Source organism: Mycobacterium asiaticum (assembly GCF_001673315.1).
Classification (GTDB): domain Bacteria; phylum Actinomycetota; class Actinomycetes; order Mycobacteriales; family Mycobacteriaceae; genus Mycobacterium; species Mycobacterium asiaticum_B.
Window position 1 is genome coordinate 24,011 of record NZ_LZLQ01000121.1, and the last position, 20,632, is coordinate 44,642.

The 20,632-nt window shown below is 66.6% G+C and carries 16 protein-coding genes and 1 pseudogene; 5 read left to right on the forward strand and 12 right to left on the reverse strand.

Features of this window, described 5'->3' with window-relative positions; all coding sequences use genetic code 11:
- Window positions 1–27: 27 nt before the first annotated feature.
- The 8 genes from A5636_RS18530 to mqo form a co-directional block, all read right to left on the reverse strand.
- Window positions 28–1,779, reverse strand: coding sequence for a proline--tRNA ligase (locus tag A5636_RS18530; protein WP_065160096.1), 1,752 nt, complete (start codon window positions 1,777–1,779; stop codon window positions 28–30).
- A 149-nt stretch (window positions 1,780–1,928) separates the two neighbouring features.
- Window positions 1,929–3,521: an MFS transporter gene (locus tag A5636_RS18535; protein ID WP_065160097.1), complete on the reverse strand. Its 1,593-nt coding sequence runs from the start codon at window positions 3,519–3,521 to the stop codon at window positions 1,929–1,931.
- Between the two features lie 22 nt (window positions 3,522–3,543).
- Complete coding sequence (gene cobA / locus A5636_RS18540) at window positions 3,544–4,770, reverse strand: uroporphyrinogen-III C-methyltransferase (protein ID WP_065160098.1); 1,227 nt, start codon at window positions 4,768–4,770, stop codon at window positions 3,544–3,546.
- A gap of 162 nt (window positions 4,771–4,932) precedes the next feature.
- Window positions 4,933–6,303, reverse strand: coding sequence for a cobyrinate a,c-diamide synthase (locus A5636_RS18545; protein ID WP_155763888.1), 1,371 nt, complete (start codon window positions 6,301–6,303; stop codon window positions 4,933–4,935).
- Window positions 6,300–6,923: a cob(I)yrinic acid a,c-diamide adenosyltransferase gene (cobO, locus tag A5636_RS18550; RefSeq protein ID WP_065160100.1), complete on the reverse strand. Its 624-nt coding sequence runs from the start codon at window positions 6,921–6,923 to the stop codon at window positions 6,300–6,302. The genes A5636_RS18545 and cobO overlap by 4 nt, the downstream gene beginning before the upstream one ends.
- Before the next feature lies 1 nt (window position 6,924).
- Entirely contained in the window at window positions 6,925–8,772 is a 1,848-nt protein-coding gene (locus A5636_RS18555) for a magnesium chelatase subunit D family protein (RefSeq protein WP_065160101.1), read from the reverse strand.
- Window positions 8,769–9,239, reverse strand: a complete 471-nt coding sequence (locus tag A5636_RS18560) for a GNAT family N-acetyltransferase (RefSeq protein ID WP_065160102.1) — start codon at window positions 9,237–9,239, stop codon at window positions 8,769–8,771. Before A5636_RS18560 ends, A5636_RS18555 begins: the two co-directional genes overlap by 4 nt.
- A 102-nt stretch (window positions 9,240–9,341) precedes the next feature.
- Window positions 9,342–10,826 carry a malate dehydrogenase (quinone) gene (gene mqo, locus A5636_RS18565; protein ID WP_065160103.1) on the reverse strand — a complete coding sequence of 495 codons (1,485 nt, stop codon included), beginning with the start codon at window positions 10,824–10,826 and terminating at the stop codon, window positions 9,342–9,344.
- A 115-nt stretch (window positions 10,827–10,941) separates the two neighbouring features.
- Between mqo and A5636_RS18570 the strand changes: the two genes are divergently transcribed.
- The 5 genes from A5636_RS18570 to A5636_RS18590 all read left to right on the forward strand — a co-directional run bounded on the left by A5636_RS18570 (window position 10,942) and on the right by A5636_RS18590 (window position 16,392).
- Window positions 10,942–11,934: an alpha/beta hydrolase gene (locus A5636_RS18570; protein ID WP_065160104.1), complete on the forward strand. Its 993-nt coding sequence runs from the start codon at window positions 10,942–10,944 to the stop codon at window positions 11,932–11,934.
- Window positions 11,935–11,942: 8 nt separating this feature from the next.
- Window positions 11,943–13,322 (forward strand): mycothione reductase, encoded by a 1,380-nt coding sequence (gene mtr, locus A5636_RS18575; protein ID WP_065160105.1) that lies wholly within the window; start codon window positions 11,943–11,945, stop codon window positions 13,320–13,322.
- Window positions 13,323–13,439: 117 nt separating this feature from the next.
- Window positions 13,440–14,216 carry a hydrogenase nickel incorporation protein HypB gene (gene hypB, locus A5636_RS18580; protein WP_065160106.1) on the forward strand — a complete coding sequence of 259 codons (777 nt, stop codon included), beginning with the start codon at window positions 13,440–13,442 and terminating at the stop codon, window positions 14,214–14,216.
- Between the two features lie 5 nt (window positions 14,217–14,221).
- Window positions 14,222–15,337, forward strand: a complete 1,116-nt coding sequence (locus tag A5636_RS18585; protein ID WP_065160107.1) for an alkaline phosphatase family protein — start codon at window positions 14,222–14,224, stop codon at window positions 15,335–15,337.
- Between the two features lie 116 nt (window positions 15,338–15,453).
- Window positions 15,454–16,392 (forward strand): PPE family protein, encoded by a 939-nt coding sequence (locus A5636_RS18590; protein ID WP_065160108.1) that lies wholly within the window; start codon window positions 15,454–15,456, stop codon window positions 16,390–16,392.
- Here A5636_RS18590 and A5636_RS18595 read toward each other — a convergent pair.
- From A5636_RS18595 to A5636_RS18610, 4 genes and pseudogenes are all read right to left on the reverse strand, one after another.
- Window positions 16,389–17,162, reverse strand: a complete 774-nt coding sequence (locus A5636_RS18595; protein WP_065160162.1) for a 3-oxoacyl-ACP reductase — start codon at window positions 17,160–17,162, stop codon at window positions 16,389–16,391. The genes A5636_RS18590 and A5636_RS18595 overlap by 4 nt on opposite strands.
- A gap of 8 nt (window positions 17,163–17,170) precedes the next feature.
- Window positions 17,171–18,547 carry an aldehyde dehydrogenase family protein gene (locus A5636_RS18600; protein WP_065160109.1) on the reverse strand — a complete coding sequence of 459 codons (1,377 nt, stop codon included), beginning with the start codon at window positions 18,545–18,547 and terminating at the stop codon, window positions 17,171–17,173.
- Complete coding sequence (locus A5636_RS26255) at window positions 18,544–19,290, reverse strand: gamma-glutamyl-gamma-aminobutyrate hydrolase family protein (RefSeq protein ID WP_155763889.1); 747 nt, start codon at window positions 19,288–19,290, stop codon at window positions 18,544–18,546. Before A5636_RS26255 ends, A5636_RS18600 begins: the two co-directional genes overlap by 4 nt.
- Window positions 19,271–20,631, reverse strand: a pseudogene (locus A5636_RS18610) (glutamine synthetase family protein). The gene A5636_RS26255 and the pseudogene A5636_RS18610 overlap by 20 nt, the downstream one beginning before the upstream one ends.
- Window position 20,632 lies beyond the last annotated feature (1 nt).

A 20,632-nucleotide genomic window follows, 5' to 3' on the forward strand; every position in this document is an offset into this window, starting at 1 on the left:
AGAGCAGAGGCCGCCCACAGCGCAGAGTCAACGAGTGGTGATGGCTGCTACTAGGTCGGTGACCAGGCTGTCGTCCACGGCCAACTCGGTCGTCTGGCCGGAGAAGCGGTCGCGCAGTTCGACCCGGCCATCCGCCCAGCCCCGACCTACCACGACGATCCACGGCACGCCCAGCAACTCGGCATCTTTGAACTTCACGCCCGGCGAGGCGGTGCGGTCGTCCAACAGCACCTCAATCCCCACCTTGTCCAGGTCGGCGGCCAACTTGGCTGCTCCCAGGCGCGCTTCGGGGTCCTTGTTGGCGATCACCAGGTGGACGTCGAAAGGGGCGATCGAGGACGGCCAGCGCAGCCCGAGTTCATCATGGTGCTGCTCGGCGACCACGGCGACCAGACGCGACACCCCTACGCCGTAGGAGCCCATCGTCAGCCGGACCGGCTTGCCGTCCTCGCCGAGCACATCGGCGGTGAAGGCGTCGGTGTATTTGCGGCCGAGCTGAAAGATGTGCCCGATCTCGATGCCCCGCGCCATGACCAGCGCGCCGGCCCCGTCAGGCGAGGGATCCCCCTCGCGTACCTCGGCGGCTTCGATCGTGCCGTCGGCGGTGAAGTCACGGCCGGCCACCAGCCCGACGACGTGCCGGCCGGGTTCGTCCGCACCAGTGATCCAACTGGTTCCGTCCACCACCCGCGGGTCGACGAGATAGCGAACGCCGTTGTCGCGCAGAGCTTTCGGACCGATATACCCCTTGACCAGGAACGGGTACCGGGCGAAGTCTGCGTCGGCGAGCAGGGCGTACTCGGCCGGCTCCAACGCCGCAGCCAGTCGCTTGTCGTCGATCTCGCGGTCACCGGGCACGCCGATCGCGAGCAACTCCCACTCCCCGCCGGGCTGGCGCACCTTGACCAGAACGTTCTTCAAAGTGTCCGCGGCGGTGACGGTCCGGCCCAGACCCGCCTCGTTGGCCCAGGCCACCAGCGTGGCGATAGTCGGCGTGTCCCCGGTGTCGTGGACCTGCGCCTCGGGCAGCCCGTCGACGGGTTTGGCCTCGGGCTGGGCGGTGATCACCGCTTCGACGTTCGCGGCGTACCCGGATTCCAGGCAGCGAACGAAGGTGTCCTCGCCGATCGGGCTCTCGGCCAGAAACTCTTCTGAGGCGCTGCCGCCCATCGCACCGGAAACGGCCGACACGATGACGTAGCGCACCTGCAGACGCTCGAACATGCGCTGGTAGGCCTCGCGGTGTGCGTGATAGGCGGACTTGAGGCCGGCGGCGTCGATGTCGAAGGAGTAGGAGTCCTTCATGACGAACTCGCGGCCACGCAGGATGCCGGCGCGCGGGCGCGCCTCGTCGCGGTACTTGGTCTGGATTTGGTACAGCGTGAGCGGGAAGTCCTTGTAGGAGCTGTACTCGCCCTTGACGGTCAGGGTGAACAGCTCTTCGTGGGTGGGACCAAGCAGGTAATCGTTGCCGCGGCGGTCTTTGAGCCGGAACACGCCGTCGCCGTATTCGGTCCACCGGTTCGTCGTCTCATACGGCGCACGGGGCAGTAAGGCGGGAAACAGGATCTCCTGGCCGCCGATGGCGTTCATCTCCTCGCGGACGATGCGTTCGATGTTGCGCAGGACTTTCAGGCCAAGCGGCAGCCAGCTGTACAACCCGGGCGCGATGGGCCGGACGTACCCGGCCCGGATCAGCAGCTTGTGGCTGGGCACCTCAGCATCGGCGGGGTCGTCGCGCAGCGTGCGCAGGAACAGCTCGGACATCCGGGTGATCACAGGCGGCAAGCCTAGTGGCGTGGGCGAGGGGGGCGATCAGCCGGGCATCGCGAACGGCGGGGGCATCGAGACTGAGGATTTGCAGACAAAGTACGAGTAAGGGTCTGCAGATTTTCAGTCTCGGTGACGGAGCCTTGTGCGCCGGAGAGTCAGATCTCTCCGGCGTCTATCGCTTCCTTGACTTCCTGCGCGTGCGCCACCTGCTCGGGGGTGTAGCCGATGAACAGCGCTGCGCAGCCGACAATGACGGCGGTTCCGGCGATCCACAGCAGACCGTAGGTGTAGCCATGGTCAAGCGCGTGCAGCTGCGCTTCGTTCATGAACTTGACCGGCCCGGTGATACCGCCCAGATACAGCGTTCGCGAGGTGATCACGGCCTGGATGACGGCCAGCACCAGCGGTCCGCCGAGGCTCTGCAGCATCAACGTCATAGCCGAGACGGGTCCGATCTGGTCGAAACCGACCCCCGCGATGGCGGACAGGGTCAGCGGCACAACCACCATGCCGATGCCGATGCCGCCGACCACGATGGGGACCACCAGGTTCGGGAAATAGGGCGCGCCGCGGTGCATGCAGAACGAGCCGTACAGCATCGCCGCCAGCAGCAGCCAGCCACCGCCGATGGTCAGCACCCGCGGCGAGAACCGCGACACCAGCTGAGAAGAGATACCCAGGCCGATTCCCATCGCGATCACAAACGGTATGAAGCCCACGCCGGCGCGCAGCGCACTGTAGCCCAGGATGTCCTGCACATACAGGCCGATGGACACGGTCAAACTGAACATGACGCCACCGGCGAGGAAGATCGCACCGAAGGTGACCAACCGGTTGCGGTCGCGGAACAGGCCGAACGGGATGACGGGGTTCTCCGCGGTGCGCTCCACGATGGCGAAGGCGATGGCCGCCACCAACGCCACCACCCCCGAACCGATGGTGGTGAGCGAGATCCAGCCCTTTTCCGGCCCGATGGAGAACGCGAACACCGCGGCGGTGCACGCCAGCGTGGCCAGCACAGCTCCGGCGGCGTCCAGCTTCATCCGCTCGCGGTTGGTCTCCCGCAGCGCCGTACGGGCCAGGTAGATCATCACCAGACCGATCGGGACGTTGACCAGGAATGCCAGCCGCCACGACCACTCGGTCAGCGCGCCGCCCACCACGAGGCCCATCACCGAACCGATGGCCGTCATCGCAGCGAACACCGCGGTCGCGGCGTTACGCGCCGGACCCTTGGGGAAAGTGGTTGCGACCAGCGCCAGACCGGTCGGCGACGCGATGGCCGACCCGATGCCCTGCGACAGCCGGGCGATGACCAGGGTCACCTCATCCCAGGCGACCGCACACAGCACCGAGGAGATGGTGAACAGGGCGACACCGACGATGAACGTGCGCTTGCGCCCGATAGTGTCGCCGAGGCGGCCACCGAGCAGCATCAGCCCGCCGAAAGTAAGCACGTAGGCGGTGATCACCCAGCTCCGACCGGCGTCGGACAGGCTGAGCTCATCCTGAATCTTAGGAAGCGCCACAATGGCGACAGTGCTGTCCATGGTGGCCAGCAGCTGCATCCCGCCGATCGCGATGACCGCCGCAATGAAGCGGTACGAAGGCATCCAGGCAGGATAATACCTGCTCAAGCGTTGGAATGGGGTCTCCACTGAACGCGTGGGACGCTCCTGGGCCGCACGTTCTGAGCGTCCTTCGGTCCAAGTGTGAACCGCGCGCTCTGAGTCGTTGAGAGCCGTCATAGCAGGTTACCTTACAGTAATCTTAAGAATCGTTTAAAGCCTCAGCGGCCGTGAGGCCCGCCACTGGGCCGATAACGATGATTGCGGGAGGTCGGATCCCTTCTGCACGTACCCGCTCCGGCGTGTCAGCCAACCTCGCTCGCAACGTTTGTTGCGCTGCCGTCGTCCCGTGTTGCACCACCAGCACCGGAGTATCCGCAGGTCGGCCGCCCTTTAACAGCGCCGCGACGAAGAGTTCGATGCGTTCGACCGCCATCAGCAAAACGATGGTGCCGGACATTGCTGCCAAAGCATCCCAATTGACTAACGATTCGGGATGGTCGGGCGCCAAATGGCCGCTGACCACCACGAACTCGTGATTTGTGGCCCGGTGGGTAACCGGAACACCCGCCAGGGCTGGCACCGCTATGGCACTTGTCACACCTGGCACCACAGATACCGGGATGCCGGCTTCGGCGCACGCGAGCACTTCCTCATAGCCCCGCGCGAACACGAACGGATCGCCCCCTTTGAGGCGGACGACGAACTTGCCCGCCTTGGCCCGTTCGATCAGAACGGCGTTGATCGCGTCCTGGGCCATCGCCCGGCCGTACGGGATCTTGGCGGCGTCGATCACCTCGACATGCGGCCCCAGTTCGGCGAGGAGTTCGGGCGGTGCAAGCCGGTCGGCGACCACCACGTCGGCCTGCGCGAGCAGCCGACGGCCGCGGACGGTGATCAGTTCGGGGTCCCCCGGCCCGCCGCCGACCAGTGCGACGCCGCCCCGGACGACGTCGGAGCCCACCTGTCCGTCCGAGGTGATCACGCCGGTCTGCAGCGCCTCGCGGATCGCCGAGCGGATGGCCGCCGAACGGCGGTGCTCGCCACCGGCCAGCACACCCACCGACAGCCCCGCGTACTCGAAGGAAGCCGGGGTGACTGCGGTGCCTTCGACGGCGATATCGGCCCGGACACAGAAGATACGGTTTCGTTCGGCCTCCGCGACGATGGCCGCGTTGACGTCGGGGTTGTTTGTGGCCGCCAGCGCGTACCAGGCGCCCTCCAGGTCGCCGTCGGCGTATTCGCGCAGTGACAAGGTGATTCCGGACATCGCCTCGACCGAGCGCGTCGCGCTACGGGAGATGACGTGCACGTCGGCCCCGCTGGCGATGAGCAGTGGTAGCCGGCGCTGCGCGACGCTGCCCCCGCCGACGACGACGACCTTTCTGCCGGTCAGTCGCAGTCCGACCAGGTAGGGGCTCTCAGTCACCGGGCAAGTTTAATGTTTGGCTGGCGCCGCCGCTGACACCGCAATGACGGCATCGGGACTGCGCGATGACGGCTTCGAGACTGCGCCGAGAGCGTCTCTGCGTCGCGAAACCGTGCCTGAGCGCGGTGTCGGCGCTACCCACGCAGGCCCACCGCCCGGGAGTCAAGCAACCAGATTTGCGGCGTGCGCAACGAAGCGCGCCACCGCACCCGGTGTGGCCGCCGGATGCGTGTGGAGATAGGAGGCGTGCACGCCGCCGTGCACGGCACCCTCCCGCACCCGGTCGACCTGCTGGCCGCGGTACACCCACGCCGGCTGATAACTGTCGGTGAAGCTAACTGCGGTGCGGTGGAATTCGTGCCCCACCACCCGCTCACCGACCGAGTACAGCGAGGATTCGGCTACCGCGACCGCGTCGCGGTACCCCAGAGTGAGCTGTTGGGTGAACCGCGCCGATCCGGCCAGGACGCCACACATCGGGTATCCGTCGAGGTCCGCAGCCAGATAGATCAGTCCCGCACATTCGGCATGCACGGGCGCGCCGGCCGCCGCCAGTTCGGCGATCCGCCGCCGAGCAGCGTCGTTGGCGGACAGTTCCGCCGCGAACTGTTCGGGGAACCCACCCGGCAGCAACACCGCGGCCGTGCCCTCGGGCGGTGCTTCGCACAGCGGGTCGAATTCGGCGACCTGTGCGCCGGCGGCGCGCAACAACTCTGCGTGCTCGGCATAGCCGAAGCTGAATGCCTTCCCCGAGGCCAGAGCGACCGTGGGACGTCGATCCGTCGACCCCTCCCCGACTGCGACCGCCGGATCCCATGGCGGGTCGTCGACCCAGCCCCCGGCGGCGGCGAGAACGGCGGTCAGATCGACATGCCGAGCCACCAGCGCCGTCATCGCCTGGATCGCCCGTTGCGCGTGCCGCCCGTATTCCACGGCGGTGACCAGCCCCAGATACCTCGACGGGAGCTCCAGTTCGCCATTGCGCGGAATAGCCCCGAGCACCGGGACACCGGCCTGCTCACACGCCTGCCGCAGCACCTGCTCGTGTCGGACCGTCCCGACCCGGTTCAGAATCACCCCGCAGATGCGGGTTTGGTTGTCGAACGTGGAAAAGCCGTGCAACAGTGCGGCGACACTATGACTTTGGCCGCGCGCATCGACGACGAGAATCACCGGCGCCCGCAGCAGCCCCGCGACATGCGCGGTGGAACCCTCCGCCACACCATGGGCCGCCGGGCCGATACGCCCGTCGAACAGGCCCATCACTCCTTCGATCACCGCGATGTCGGCACCGCGGGTGCCATGCTGGAAGAGCGGCCCAATGAGCCCCTCCCCCACCAGCACCGGGTCGAGGTTGCGTCCGGGTCGGCCCGCCGCCAGCATGTGGTAGCCCGGATCGATGAAGTCCGGACCCACCTTGAACGGCGCCACGCGGTGGCCGGCTTGACGCAGGGCTCCGATCAAACCCGTTGCCACCGTGGTCTTTCCACTGCCCGACGCAGGCGCGGCAATCACCACGGCCGGCGTACTCACCACTCGATGCCCTTCTGCCCTTTTCGGCCGACGTCCATTGGGTGCTTCACCTTGGTCATCTCGGTGACCAGGTCGGCGGCTTGGACGAGTCGTGCCGGGGCGTCGCGGCCGGTGATCACCACATGCTGATGGCCGGGCCTGCCGAGCAGGACCTCGACCACGTCGTCGACGTCGACCCAGCCCCATTTCAACGGGTAGGTGAACTCGTCAAGCACATAGAAGTCGTGAGATTGCTGGGACAACCGGCGGGCGATCTCGGCCCACCCGTCGACCGCAGCCGCCGCGTGATCGTCCTCGCTGCCGGCCTTCGTTGACTTGCGTATCCAGGACCAACCGGCACCCATTTTGTGCCATTCCACCTTGCCGCCGACGCCGTGCTGATCGTGCAGGTCACCGAGGCGGCGAAAAGCCGATTCCTCGCCCACCTTCCACTTCGCGCTCTTGACGAACTGGAAGACCCCCACGTCGAGGCCGGCATTCCAGGCGCGCAACGCCATTCCGAACGCGGCCGTCGACTTCCCTTTGCCCTCGCCGGTGTGCACGGCGAGTATGGGGGTGTTGCGCCTGGCCCGAGTGGTCAGACCATCGTCTGGAACCTCGACTGGTTTGCCTTTGGGCATATCAGGCCACGCTCCGGACGGCCCGGGTCAGCTGGTCGGCATGCAGCTGCTCCAGCCGCATGATCGGCGCCCCGAGCTGGCGGGCCAGCTGTCCGGCCAGTCCCAGCCGGACGTAGGACGTCTCACAGTCCACCACCACCGCGGCGGCCCCCTCGGCGACCAACCGCTTCGCCGCGATTCGACTGCGGCTCAACGGGTCCGGACCGGCAGTGGCGCGACCGTCGGTGAGCACCACGACCAAGGGCCGCCGTGCCCGGTCCCGCACCCGTTCCCGGATCACGAGTTCGCGCGCGGCCAGCAGACCTTCGGCCAGTGGCGTCCTGCCGCCGGTGTCGAACCGGGCCAGCCGCTGCCCGGCGATGTGCGCCGAGGAGGTCGGGGGTAGCAGAACCCTCGCCCCGTGCTGCCGGAAGGTGATGACCGCGACTTTGTCCCGCCGCTGGTAGGCATCGCGTAACAACGACATGGTGGCGCCGCTGACCGCCGCCATCCGGTCGCGGGCTGCCATCGATCCGGATGCGTCGACGACGAAGATCACCAGGTTGCCCTCGCGGCCTTCGCGGACTGCCCGCCGGATATCGTCCGGCTGCAGGCGTAATCGCCCTGCACCGCAAGCATTTTCGGCAGCAGCCAGTACGGTGGCGAACAAGTGCAGACCGTGGGCGTCCGGGGCGGCCGGGTCGGCGGGGGCTATCACGCTGCCGGAGGCATTGCGGGCACGTGAGCGCCGTCCGGGTGCCCCTTCCCCGACACCCGGGACAGTTAATGCTCTGGCGCGAAAGACCTTCGAGGGCGGGGCGCTTTGGCGCGGCGGCTGCGGGGCTGGCTTGGCCTGTGAGTCTTGTTGCGGCGCAGTGTCATTAGTGGACTGACCGCCTCCGGGCGGGTCGGGCTCCGGATCGGGCTCAGATTCTGCCGGCTTCGAGTCACCGGCCTGTGCCAGCGCTTCCTCGAGTTGATCGCGGTCGATCCCGGGATCGTCGAACGGATCGCGCCGGCGACGGTGCGGCAATGCCAACTCGGCCGCCACCCGGATGTCCTGTTCTTCGATGGCTTTCGCGCCCCGCCACGCGGCGTGCGCGGCGGCGGTACGCGCTACCACCAAGTCGGCTCGCATCCCGTCGACATCGAACGCCGCGCACAGCGCCGCGATCCGCCGTAACTCGTTGTCGGGCAACACAACATCGTCGACGATGGCCCGGGCCGCGGCGATGCGCCGGCCCAACTCGGCGTCGGCGTCGGCATAACGCGCGGCGAACCCGTCCGGATCAGCCTCATAAGCCATCCGCTGGCGGATCACCTCCACCCGCACGTCGACATCCCGGGATGCCTGGACGTCGACAGTCAGACCGAACCGGTCCAGCAGCTGCGGACGCAGTTCACCTTCCTCGGGGTTCATGGTTCCGATCAGCACGAAGCGCGCCTCATGCGAGTGGGAGATACCGTCACGTTCGATGTGCACCCGACCCATCGCGGCGGCGTCGAGCAGGATGTCGACCAGGTGATCGTGCAGCAGGTTTACCTCGTCCACGTACAGCACGCCGCCGTGAGCGCGGGCCAGCAGACCGGGCGAGAAGGCGTGCTCACCGTCGCGCAGCACCCGCTGCAGATCCAGCGAACCCACCACCCGGTCCTCGGTGGCCCCCAGCGGCATCTCGATCAGCCCGGTGCCGTCAGAACCGGTAGCGGCGGAGAGCAGGGCGGCCAGCCCGCGCACGGCCGTCGACTTCGCGGTGCCCTTCTCGCCGCGGATGAGCGCGCCGCCGATCTCCGGGCGCACCGCGCACAACAGCAGCGCCAGTCGCAGCTGGTCGTGCCCGACGATCGCGCTGAATGGATACGGCTTCACCGCGCACCCGCCGGGCCGGTACCGGGCTTGAGCATCGGCACGTGCGGTATTCCGTCGTCGAGAAAATCGGCGCCGTCGCGGACGAATCCATGCTGGGCATACATCTCGCTGAGGTACTTCTGCGCGTCGATGCGGCAAGGGTAGTCGCCGACTTCGCCGAGGGCGGCACGCAGCAACCGGGTGGCGTGGCCCTGATTGCGGGCGTTGCGTTTGGTGCACACCCGGCCGATCCGGAACACCTTCTCGCCGCCGGCGTGTTCCTCCATGAGACGTAGCGTGCAGATCACCTCTCCCTCAGCTGTTTCCAGCCAGAAGTGCCGGGTTTCGGCGAGCAGATCGCGTCCGTCGAGTTCCGGGTACGGGCACGCCTGTTCAACCACGAATACCTCCACCCGGAGCTTGAGCAGCTCGTAAAGTATCTGCGCATCAAGATCTTTGGCCCAGACGCGGCGCAAAGCTTCAGTCATTGGCGCCGCTCCTCCTCATCACTTCGCTCTGCATCGTCGCCGGCGCGGCACATTGGCGCCGCTCCTCCTCATCACTTCGCTCTGCATCGTCGCCGGCGCGGCTCATGCTGCGGCGTCCAATTGCAGAGTCTTACCGGTCCACGATCGCAACTCGTCGAACAACGCGGGCTCGTCGGACAACCGCGCTCCCAATGACGGCACGATCTCTTTCAGCTTCGGCAACCAGGACTGATACCGGGCGCCGAAACAACGCTGCAGCACGTCCAACATCGCCGACACGGCGGTCGAGGCACCGGGTGAACCGCCGAGCAGTCCGGCGATGCTGCCGTCGGCGTCCGCCACGATCGTGGTGCCGAAATCCAACAGCCCGCCGCTGCGCTTGGCACGCCGAATCACCTGCACCCGCTGGCCCGCCACCGTCAGCTCCCAGTCCGCATGAACGGCGCTGGGCACGAATTCGCGCAGTGTGGCAATCCGGGCGGGTGCACCGAGCCGCAATTGGCCGATCAGGTAGTTGAGCAAGGTCAGTTCGGTTACGCCGACCCCGAGCACGGGCACCAGATTGTGCAACCGGAGCGAGCGCGGCAGATCGCTGAAGTGCCCGTGTTTCAGGAACTTTGGCGACCACCCGGCATAAGGTCCGAACACCAGCCAGGATTTGCCGTTGACGAACCGAAGATCCAGGTGCAACGCGCCTAACGGCGGGGCCCCCGGCGCCGGTCTGCCGTACACCTTGGCCCGATGTCCGCCGGTAAGCACCGGCTTGGCGGCGCGCAGGAACCGGCCGCCGATCGGGAAGCCGGCGAAGCCCCGTATTTCGGCGATCCCGGCCTTCTGCAGCAACGGCAGCGCGTCACCGCCGGCTCCGACGAAGACGAACTTGCCGTTGAGCTTGCGTTTCGCCCCGGTACGGCGGTTGGCGACGGTCAGCGTCCAGCTGCCGTCGGACTGCCGCGACAAGCTTTGCACCTCGTGACCGAACCACACGCCGACACCAGTACGCACGCAGTAGCCGATCAGCTGTCGGGACAGTGCGCCGAAATCGACATCGGTGCCGTCGGCCGCCCAGTTCAGCGCCACCGGTTCGGCAAAGTCGCGGCGGGCGGCCATCAATGGCAGCCGGCGCGCGAACTCGTCGGAATCTTCGATCAACTCGGTGGCGGCGAACAACGGGTTGTGGGCTAACGCCTCGCGGCGCCGGCGCAGATAGTCGACACCGTCTGCGCCCCGGACGAAGCTCGCGTGCGGCACCGGATGCAGGAAACCCCGGACGTCGGTCAGGATGCCGTTTTCCACCGCGTATGCCCAGAACTGGCGGGTTATCTGGAACTGCTCGTTGACCGAGACCGCTTTGCTGATGTCGACGGTGCCATCGGGCCGAGCCGGGGTGTAGTTCAGTTCGCAGAGTCCCGCATGGCCGGTTCCGGCGTTGTTCCACGGGCCGCTGCTTTCGCCGCCGACACCGTCCAGACGCTCGATCACGGTGATCGACCAATCGGGTTCCAGCCGCCGCAGAATCGCTCCCAGAGTGGCGCTCATGATGCCGGCACCCACCAGGACAACGTCGGTTCGGGTCAATGCTGCCACCGGGTGGCGGGTCCTTCCTCGCGATGTGGCGGTTCCCCAAGGCTATCGCCGGTGACGACGGCCGGGACGGGCGGCGGACCGACGGCGGCTGCCGCGGCGCTCTAAGCTGACCTGCGTGACTGGCTGGGTGCCGGACGTCCTGCCCGGCTACGTGCAACGCACCATCCCGCTGGGACCCGATCCCGACGGCGAGGGCCACATCGTCGCAACGCTGATCCGGCGGGGCGACTCCCCGGCCACGGACCGGGCGGTGCTGGCAGTGCACGGCTACACCGACTACTTCTTCAACACCGCGTTGGCCGATCATTTCGCCGACCGCGGCTTCGCGTTCTACGCACTTGACCTGCGCAAATGCGGCAGGTCCCAGCGGCCGGGCCAGACTCCGCACTTCACTTCTGACCTCGCTTGCTACGACACCGAACTCAGCCGGGCCCTACGGCTCATCCGCGAGCACTCCCCTGCCGCGCCGGTGTTGATGTACGGGCATTCGGCGGGCGGCCTGATCGTGTCGCTGTGGCTGGACCGTTTGCGGCGCAAGGACACGTTGAACGGTGTCACCGGTCTGGTGCTCAATAGCCCGTTTCTCGATCTGCACGGTCGGGCGATCCTGCGCCTCGGCGTGACCTCGGCGACCATCGCGGCGCTGTCGCGTATTCGCGGTAAGGGCATCGCACGGGCTGCGGGTGCCGGGGGCTACGGTGCCAGTCTGCACAGCGACCACCACGGCGAGTTCGACTACAACCTGGACTGGAAGCCGCTGGGCGGGTTCCCGGTCACCTTCGGGTGGCTGCACGCCATGCGCCGCGGTCATGCGCGATTGCACCGCGGCCTGGACGTGGGCGTGCCAAACCTGATTCTGCGTTCGGATCACACGGTGAGCGAGGACGCTGGACCGGACGCACTGCAGCGCGGTGACGCGGTGCTCGACGTGCGCCAGATCGCCCGCTGGGCGGGTTGTATCGGGAACCGCAGCACCATCATTCCGGTGGCCGATGCCAAACACGATGTGTTTTTGTCCCTGGAAAGACCGCGCCAGATAGCCTATCGCCATCTCGACCACTGGCTGGACGATTACCTCAGCACCGCGGCATCGTCAGGGAAAGGGTAAACGCCCACATGGAGACCTACGACATCGCCATCATCGGAACCGGTTCGGGAAACACCATTCTCGACCAACGGTTCAGCGACAAGCGGGCGGCCATCTGCGAGCAGGGCACGTTCGGTGGTACCTGCCTCAACGTCGGATGCATTCCGACCAAGATGTTCGTCTATGCCGCCGAGGTCGCCAAGAACGTCCGGGAAGCCGCGAGGTACGGCGTGGACGCGCACCTGGACGGGGTGCGTTGGGATGACATCGTTTCCCGCGTTTTCGGGCGCATCGACCCGATCGCGCACAGCGGCGAAGACTATCGGCGTGCGCTGCCCAACGTCGACGTGTACAGCCAGCACACGCGCTTCGGACCGGTGCAATCCGACGGGCGCTACCTGCTGCGCACCGACAAAGGCGAGGAGTTCACCGCCGAGCAGGTGGTGATCGCTACCGGTTCGCGGCCCACCATCCCGCCCGCCATTCAGTCCTCCGGTGTCACTTACCACACCAGCGACACGGTGATGCGCATACCGAAACTGCCCGAACACTTGGTAATCGTCGGAAGTGGTTATGTAGCAACAGAATTTGCGCATGTCTTCTCCGCGCTCGGGTCGCGGGTCACCCTCGTCATGCGCGGTGGCACCCTGCTCAAGCACGCAGACGACGAGATCTGTGAACGCTTCACCCGCATCGTGTCCAACAAGTGGGAGCTGCGGGCGTTGCGCAATGTGGTCGACGCCGAAAACCGCGGCAACGGTGTATCACTCAAGTTGGATGACGACAGCACGCTCGACGCCGACCTGCTGCTGGTGGCCACCGGCCGGGTGGCCAACTCCGATCTCCTGGACGCAGAGCAGGCCGGCGTCGACGTCCAACAGGGCCAGGTGGTGGTCGACGAGTATCAAAGAACATCGGCGCGTGGGGTTTTCGCGCTTGGCGATGTCTCCTCACCCTATCAACTCAAGCACGTGGCCAACCACGAAGCGCGGGTGGTGCAACACAACCTGCTGTGCGACTGGGACGACACCGCCTCGATGGCGGTCACCGACCACCGGTTCGTTCCATCGGCGGTATTCACCGATCCTCAGTTGGCCAGTGTCGGATTGACTGAAAACCAGGCATTGGCACAGGGATACGACCTCTCGGTGAAGGTCCAGGAATACGGCGACGTGGCCTACGGGTGGGCGATGGAGGACAGCACCGGAGTGGTCAAGCTGATCGCCGAGCGCGGCACCGGCCGCTTGCTGGGAGCACACTTCATGGGTTACCAGGCATCGTCCCTGATCCAACCGCTGATCCAGGCGATGAGCTTCGGGCTCACCGCTCCGGAGATGGCCCGCGGTCAGTACTGGATCCACCCGGCGCTGCCCGAGGTGGTCGAGAACGCGCTGCTGGGGCTGGACTGAGCCTGATGAGGCCCGCCGAGACGTCGCATTGCTGATCGACGCCGTCGAATTTCTACCGGCACTCGGGCCGAAGCATCGAGATAGGCACGACGCCTGGGATCGTGAAAGATAGGTCGAATGGGTAAGTTTCACCGGCACGACGACGCGACCACGGCACACACCCACGAGGGCGACCACGCCGATCACCGGCACTACGACACCGGTGATCAGCGCGAAGAAGTGCTGGAGGAGATTTTCGCCGAGAACGACGTGCGGGCGAACTTCAACCGTGCCGCGTTCGACAGCAACGGTATTCGGGCCCTGAACCTGATGAGTGCACCGGGATCTGGCAAGACGACCGTACTGCAGGCGACGCTGGACGAACTCGCCGGAGAATTCGCGATCGGCGTGATCGAAGGGGACATCGCGACCGACCTGGACGCCGTCAAGCTAAGCGGCCGCGGTGCTCAGGTGTCACTGCTGAACACCAGCAACGGTTTTGGCGGTGAGTGCCACCTCGACGCGCCCATGGTCAACCGCGCCCTGCCCGGTTTGGACCTGCCGAGTCTGGACCTGGTGGTCATCGAGAACGTCGGCAACCTGGTGTGCCCAGCGGAGTTCGACGTCGGCGAACATGCCAAGGCGATGGTCTATTCGGTTACCGAGGGCGAGGACAAACCGCTGAAATACCCCGTCATGTTCCGTTCGGTGGACGTGGTGCTGCTCAACAAGATCGATCTGGTGCCGTATCTGGACGCCGACGTCGACGCATACATCGCGCACGTGCGTGAAGTAAATCCGACCGCCGCCATCCTGCCGGTGAGTGCCCGCACCGGCACCGGCATGGCCGCCTGGTTCGGTTGGTTGCGCCGGTTCGTGCAGGGTTCGAGCGCGCCGGGTGCCGTGTCACACTGACCGTCGTGCCCCACTCGATCTGCGAAGTGCTGCCCAGCGCGGCAGCTCTGCTCGGCGTGCCTGACGCGGCCGACACGCTCGGCCTGACGGCGTCGCTCGGTGCCGTAGACCGCGTCGTGTTAGTGCTGGTCGACGGGATGGGCTGGCACCTGTTGCCGGAACTGGCGGATGACGCGCCGCTGCTCGCGTCCGTACTGGCCGGCGCGACCGGCCGGTTGCGTCAGCTGTCCTGCACGTTCCCGTCCACCACGCCGACCAGCCTGGTGTCGCTGGGCACCGGCGTTCAGCCCGGTGAACACGGCATCCTGGGGTTCACACTCAACGTCCCGGGCACCGACCGCGTGCTCAGTCACATCCGGTGGCGCGACGAGCCTCCCCCGGGCGAATGGCAGCCCGTGCCCACCTGGTTCGAGCGGATGGCGCACGCGGGAGTGAGCGCGCGTGCGCTGCTGCCGCAGTGGTTCATCGGCAGTGGCCTGACCGAAGCGGCTTATCGCGGCGCGCATTTCGTGCCCACCCCACCGGACGAGGCCTATGCCCAGCGCCTGACCGATGACCTGCGTGCCGCACCGGGACTGGTGTACGGGTACACCCCTGATCTGGACACTGCCGCGCACGTGTTCGGCGTCGGGTCCGCGCAGTGGCACGAGGCGGCGGTTCGCATCGATGCGCTGTTGACCAGGTTGGTGGAGTCGCTGCCGGCAAACGCGGCCCTGCTGGTGACCGCCGACCACGGCGGTCTGAACGTCCCGCCGGACGCGCGCATCGACCTGGACACCGATCCGCGGCTGAAGGCGGGCATCCGGGTGGTCGCCGGCGAACCGCGGGTGCGCTACCTGCACACCCAACCGGGTGCGGCAGCCGACGTGTTCGCCACCTGGGGTGAACTCCTAGGCGGTCGCGCGCACGTGTACACCCGGGACGAGGCCGTCGCGTCGGGCATGTTCGGGCCGATGGATCATCGGCATCTCCCCCGGATCGGTGATGTCGTCGTCGTCTGCACCGGCGAGTCGGCCGTTTTGGCCACCGAACACGAACCCCCGGAGACGGCTCGCCTGGTCGGCTTTCACGGCGCCGGCACCGACAGCGAAATGGCGATCCCATTGATCGAACTGCTCTAAGCGAACTCAAATCTCTTTTCTGTAGTTGACCTATCGGGCCTGCGATAGGTTGGGTTTATAGATCGCTGGACCGGCAATGGTCCCAACCGGGCCTGTCCGTATCAGGAGGCCTGACAATGGATTACGGGCTCGTACCACCGGAGGTCAACAGCGGCCGGCTGTACGCAGGGCCGGGTTCGGAATCGTTTGTAGCCGCTGCCCGCGCGTGGAATGCGTTAGCCGACGCCCTGGATGACGCCGCAGACGGATTTCGCGGCGTCACCGCGAAGCTGAACGGCGGATGGCAAGGCACCGCGGTAATCGCCATGACCCAGGCCGCGGCACCCTACCTGGGCTGGTTGCACGCCGCCGCAGCCAAGGGCGAGCAGGCCGCCGCCCACGCCAGGGCCGCCGCGAGCGCGTACGAAGAGGCACACGCGGCGGTGGTTCCCCCACCGATGATCGCGGCGAACCGGGATCGGCGCATGTCGCTGGCCAGGACGAACGCGCTGGCTCAGGGTAGTCATTCGATCGCGGCCTTGGACGCCGTCTACGAGCAGATGTGGGCTCAGGACGTCGACGCCATGTACAGCTACGCCGACGCCGCCGCGGCCGCCTCGCGGGTGTCACCCTTCACTTCGGCGCCGCTCACCGTCGACTTGCCGGTATTCGCCCACCAGGGTGCGGTTGGCGACCCGGAAGTGTTAGCGGTTGGCGCGCAACTGATTTCCGCGCTCCCTCATGCGCTCCAAGCACTCTCGGCATCGCCGCTGACGGCATTCGAGGTCGCGCTTGCCTCGGTCTCCTCGTCGCTGGCGCGACTGAGTTCCCTTGCGATCCCGGTGAAGTTTCCGATGCACCTGCTGACTTTTCTGGGAGTAGGCCGCAAGGCCGTGGACGCCACCACCGTGCAGGCGCGTTGGGGCGGCGGGACGAAGATCGGCAGGCTGTCGGTGCCCCCGGTGTGGGGCGAGCTGGAACCGCCCAGTCCCGTCACCGTGGATTTCCACCAGTCGGCCCGGCGAATGCGGCAGATCAGCGGACGGGCGGTGAACGGCAGTCTCGTCTACTCCTAGAACGGGGTGACGTAGGCCGAACTGATGCCGCCGTCGACCAGGAAGGTCGAGGCCGTGATGAACGACGCGTCGTCACTCGCCAAAAAAGCTACCGCAGCGGCGATTTCGTCGGGGTCGGCGAAGCGGCCCAACGGCACGTGCACCAGTCGTCGTGCGGCCCGCTCGGGATCCTTGGCGAACAACTCCTGCAATAGGGGCGTGTTGACCGGACCCGGGCACAGCGCATTGACGCGGATCCCCTGGCGGGCAAACTGCACCCCGAGTTCCCGCGACATGGCCAGCACCCCGCCCTTGGACGCGGTGTAAGAGATTTGCGAGGTTGCCGAACCCATCACCGCGACAAACGATGCCGTGTTCACGATCGACCCGCGGCCGGCCGCCACCATGTGCCGCAACGCCGCCCGGCAACACAAATACACCGATTTCAGGTTGATGTCCTGCACGTGCTGCCATGCGGCAAGTTCGGTGTTCTCGATCAGGTCGTCCTCGGGCGGCGAAATCCCGGCATTGTTGAATGCGATATCAACTGCGCCGCAGGTGCCGGCCGCGGAGTCGAACAATCTGTTCACCGAGTCCTCGTCGGAAACATCTACCGGCACAAACAAACCCGAGAGTTGTTCGGCGGCGGCGCCCCCCGACTCGACGTCGATGTCACCGATGACTATCCGTGCGCCCTCAGCGTGCATGCGCCGCGCAGCCGCCAGACCGATACCGCTGCCACCACCGGTGATCACCGCCACGCGCCCCGCCAGCCGCTGGGTCAGGTCCACCGCAACCACTACGCCTCCTCTTTTAACTCTTGAATCGCGATGAAGATGTTCTTGGTCTCGGTGAAGTGAAAGGGCGTGTCCGGACCGAGTTCACGGCCCAGACCCGACTGCTTGAAACCACCGAACGGGGTGCTGTAACGCACCGAGGAATGCGAATTCACCGAAAGGTTCCCGGATTCGACCGCACGTGACACCCGGAATGCCCGAGACAGGTCGTTGGTCCAGATCGACCCGGACAAACCATATTCGGTGTCGTTGGCCAATGCGACGGCATCGGCCTCGTCATCGAACGGCAAGACGGTGACGACGGGTCCGAAAATCTCGTCGGCGACGCTGCGATCGGTGCGCTGCGGAGTGAGAACCGTTGGCGGAAACCAGAACCCGGGACCACTCGGCGCGGTGCCGCGAAAGGCGACGGGTGCATCGGCGGGCACGTAGGAGGCCACCTTCTGCCGGTGCGCACGGGAGACCAGCGGACCCATCTCGGTGGCGCGCGCCGCCGGATCTCCCACCACGACGCTCTTGACCGCCGGCTCGAGTAACTCCATGAACTGGTCGTAGACACTGCGCTGCACCAGAATTCGGCTGCGTGCGCAGCAGTCCTGCCCGGCATTGTCGAATACCCCTGCCGGCGCAGTCGCGGCCGCGCGCGCCAGGTCGCAGTCGGCGAAGACGATGTTGGCGCTCTTGCCGCCGAGTTCCAGCGTCACTCGCTTCACCTGCGCCGCCGCACCGCCCATCACCTTCTTGCCGACTTCCGTGGACCCTGTGAACACCACCTTGCGGACGTCTGGGTGGGTGACGAAGCGTTCCCCCACAACCGATCCCCGGCCGGGCAGTATCTGCAGCAGGTCGGCGTCCAGCCCGGCTTCGACCGCCAACTCGCCGAGCCGGATGGTGGTCAGGGGTGTCCATTCAGCGGGCTTGACCAGCACGGCATTGCCGGCGGCCAGGGCCGGCGCGATCCCCCACGTCGCGATCACCATCGGGAAGTTCCACGGTGTGATCACCCCGACCACGCCCATCGGCTCGTGGAAGGTGACATCGATCCCGGCCGCGACCGGAATCTGCTTGCCGGACAAGCGTTCCGGGCTTGCAGCGTAAAACTGCAGCACGTCACGGACGTTGCCGGCCTCCCACTCAGCCGAGCCGATCGGATGGCCGGAATTGGCTACTTCCAGCGCGGCCAATTCGTCGACATGGGCGTCGACGACGGCGGCGAAGGCACGCAAGGCGGCGCCGCGTTCGGCCGGCGCCAGACGCGCCCAGCGCCGCTGCGCCGACTTCGCCCGAGCAACGGCGTCATCCACGGCGGCCACGTCGGCGTGTTCGACCGAACCCAGCACTTCCTCCGTGGCGGGATTGACCAACTCGATGGCGGTCATCGGAGTGCGGGTGATCGTGCGGCGTCGATCAAGCCGGTGAACAACCTCAGGTCGTCCAGTGCCTTTTCGGGATGCCATTGCACCGCAAGCACAAAGGTGTCCCCGGGCAACTCCACCGCCTCCACCACTCCGTCGACGTCCCAAGCACTGACCACCAGCCCCTCCCCGACCTGGTCGATCGCCTGGTGGTGGTAACACGGCACCTCGGCGGACTCACCGATCAGCGCCGCCACCCTGGTTCCGGACACCGTGCGCACCGGCAGCCTGCTGAACACCCCGTTGCCGGCGCGATGCCCGGAATGGCCCAGCACCTCCGGGAGGTCCTGGTGCAAGGTGCCCCCGCATACGACATTGAGCAGCTGGGCGCCGCGACAGATGCCCAGGATCGGCAGCCGACGCTGCAGCGCCGCGCGTAACAGCGCGAACTCCCACGCGTCGCGGTCCCCGCGCGGTTCATCGGTGCTGGGGTGAGGTTGCTGCCCGTAGGCGGCGGGGTCGAGGTCGTATCCGCCCGTGATCACCAACGCGTCCAGGCTGTCCAGCAATCGGTGGATGGTGTCGGCGGTGAAGGGCTGCGGGGGCAGCAGGACGGGGATGCCACCGGCGAGCAACACGCCCTCGAAGTAATCAGCGGGCAGGTAGGCCGCGGGAATGTCCCAGACTCCGGTCCGCACCTGCTCGCGATACGACGTCAATCCGACGACCGGCGAATTGCCGTCGCCCCTAGAGGCGTTCAAAACCACGAGTCCTCTCCCAGTCGGTGACCGCGGCGTTGAACGCCGCCAGTTCCACCTGCGCGTTGTTCAGGTAGTGGGCGACCACGTCGTCGCCGAAAGCGCTGTGCGCCAGCTTCGAGGCGCCGAACTGAGCCGCGGATTCGCTCAGCGTGGTGGGCAGCCGGTCGACATCATCGGCCTGATACGCGTTACCGCGTAGGGCTCACCCAGCTCGAGCTCTTGCTCGACACCGTACAGACCAGCGGCAAGCAGCGCCGCCACCGCGAGGTACTGGTTGACGTCGCCGCCGGGGACCCGGCACTCCACCCGGATGCTGCGTCCGTGACCCACCACCCGCAACGCGCAGGTGCGGTTGTCCAATCCCCATGCGACGGCGGTTGGGGCGAAGCTACCGTCGGCAAACCTCTTGTAGGAGTTGATATTCGGCGCAAAGAACAGGGTGAGTTCGCGCAGGCTGGCCAGCAGGCCGGCAACGAAGCTGCGGAACGTGGCCGACATGCCGTGCGGCTCGTCAGCACCGTCGAATACCGCTGCGCCGTCGGCATCGCGTAGCGAGAGATGAATGTGGCAGCTATTACCTTCGCGCTCATCGTATTTGGCCATGAAGGTCAGGCTCTTGCCGTGCTGGTCGGCGATCTCTTTGGCGCCGTTCTTGTAGACGGCGTGGTTGTCGCACGTGACCAGGGCTTCGTCGTAGCGGAATCCGATCTCCTGCTGACCGGTGTTGCATTCACCCTTGATGGCCTCGACCCGCAGACCAGCGCCCTGCATACCCAGGCGGATGTCGCGCAGCAACGGCTCCATCCGCGACGACGCCATGATCGCGTAGTCGATGTTGTAGTCGCTCGCGGGCGTCAGGTTGCGGTAACCCCCGGCCCATGCCTGCCGGTAGGACTGGTCGAACACGATGAACTCCAGCTCGGTGGCCACGTCGGCGAACAGTCCCCGCTGCCGCAGCCGGTCCAGCTGACGGCGCAGAATCGCCCGCGGTGACATGACGACCGGGCTGCCGTCGGCCCAGGACAGGTCGGCGACCACCAGCGCGGTGCCCGGCAACCAGGGAATGCGGCGCAGGGTGGACAGGTCCGGCGTCATCACCATGTCGCCGTAGCCCGTTTCCCAGTTGGACATGGCGTAGCCGGGCACGGTGTTCACATCGACGTCGACGGCCAGCAGGTAACTGCAGCACTCGGCACCGTGAGCGGCCACCTGGTCGACGAAGAACTGACCTGCCACCCGTTTGCCGACAAGCCGGCCCTGCATGTCGGTGAACGCCACGATGACCGTGTCTATCTCACCGGCCGCGACCAGGTGTTCCAGGTCGTCCCGCGTGAGCTGTCCAGCCATG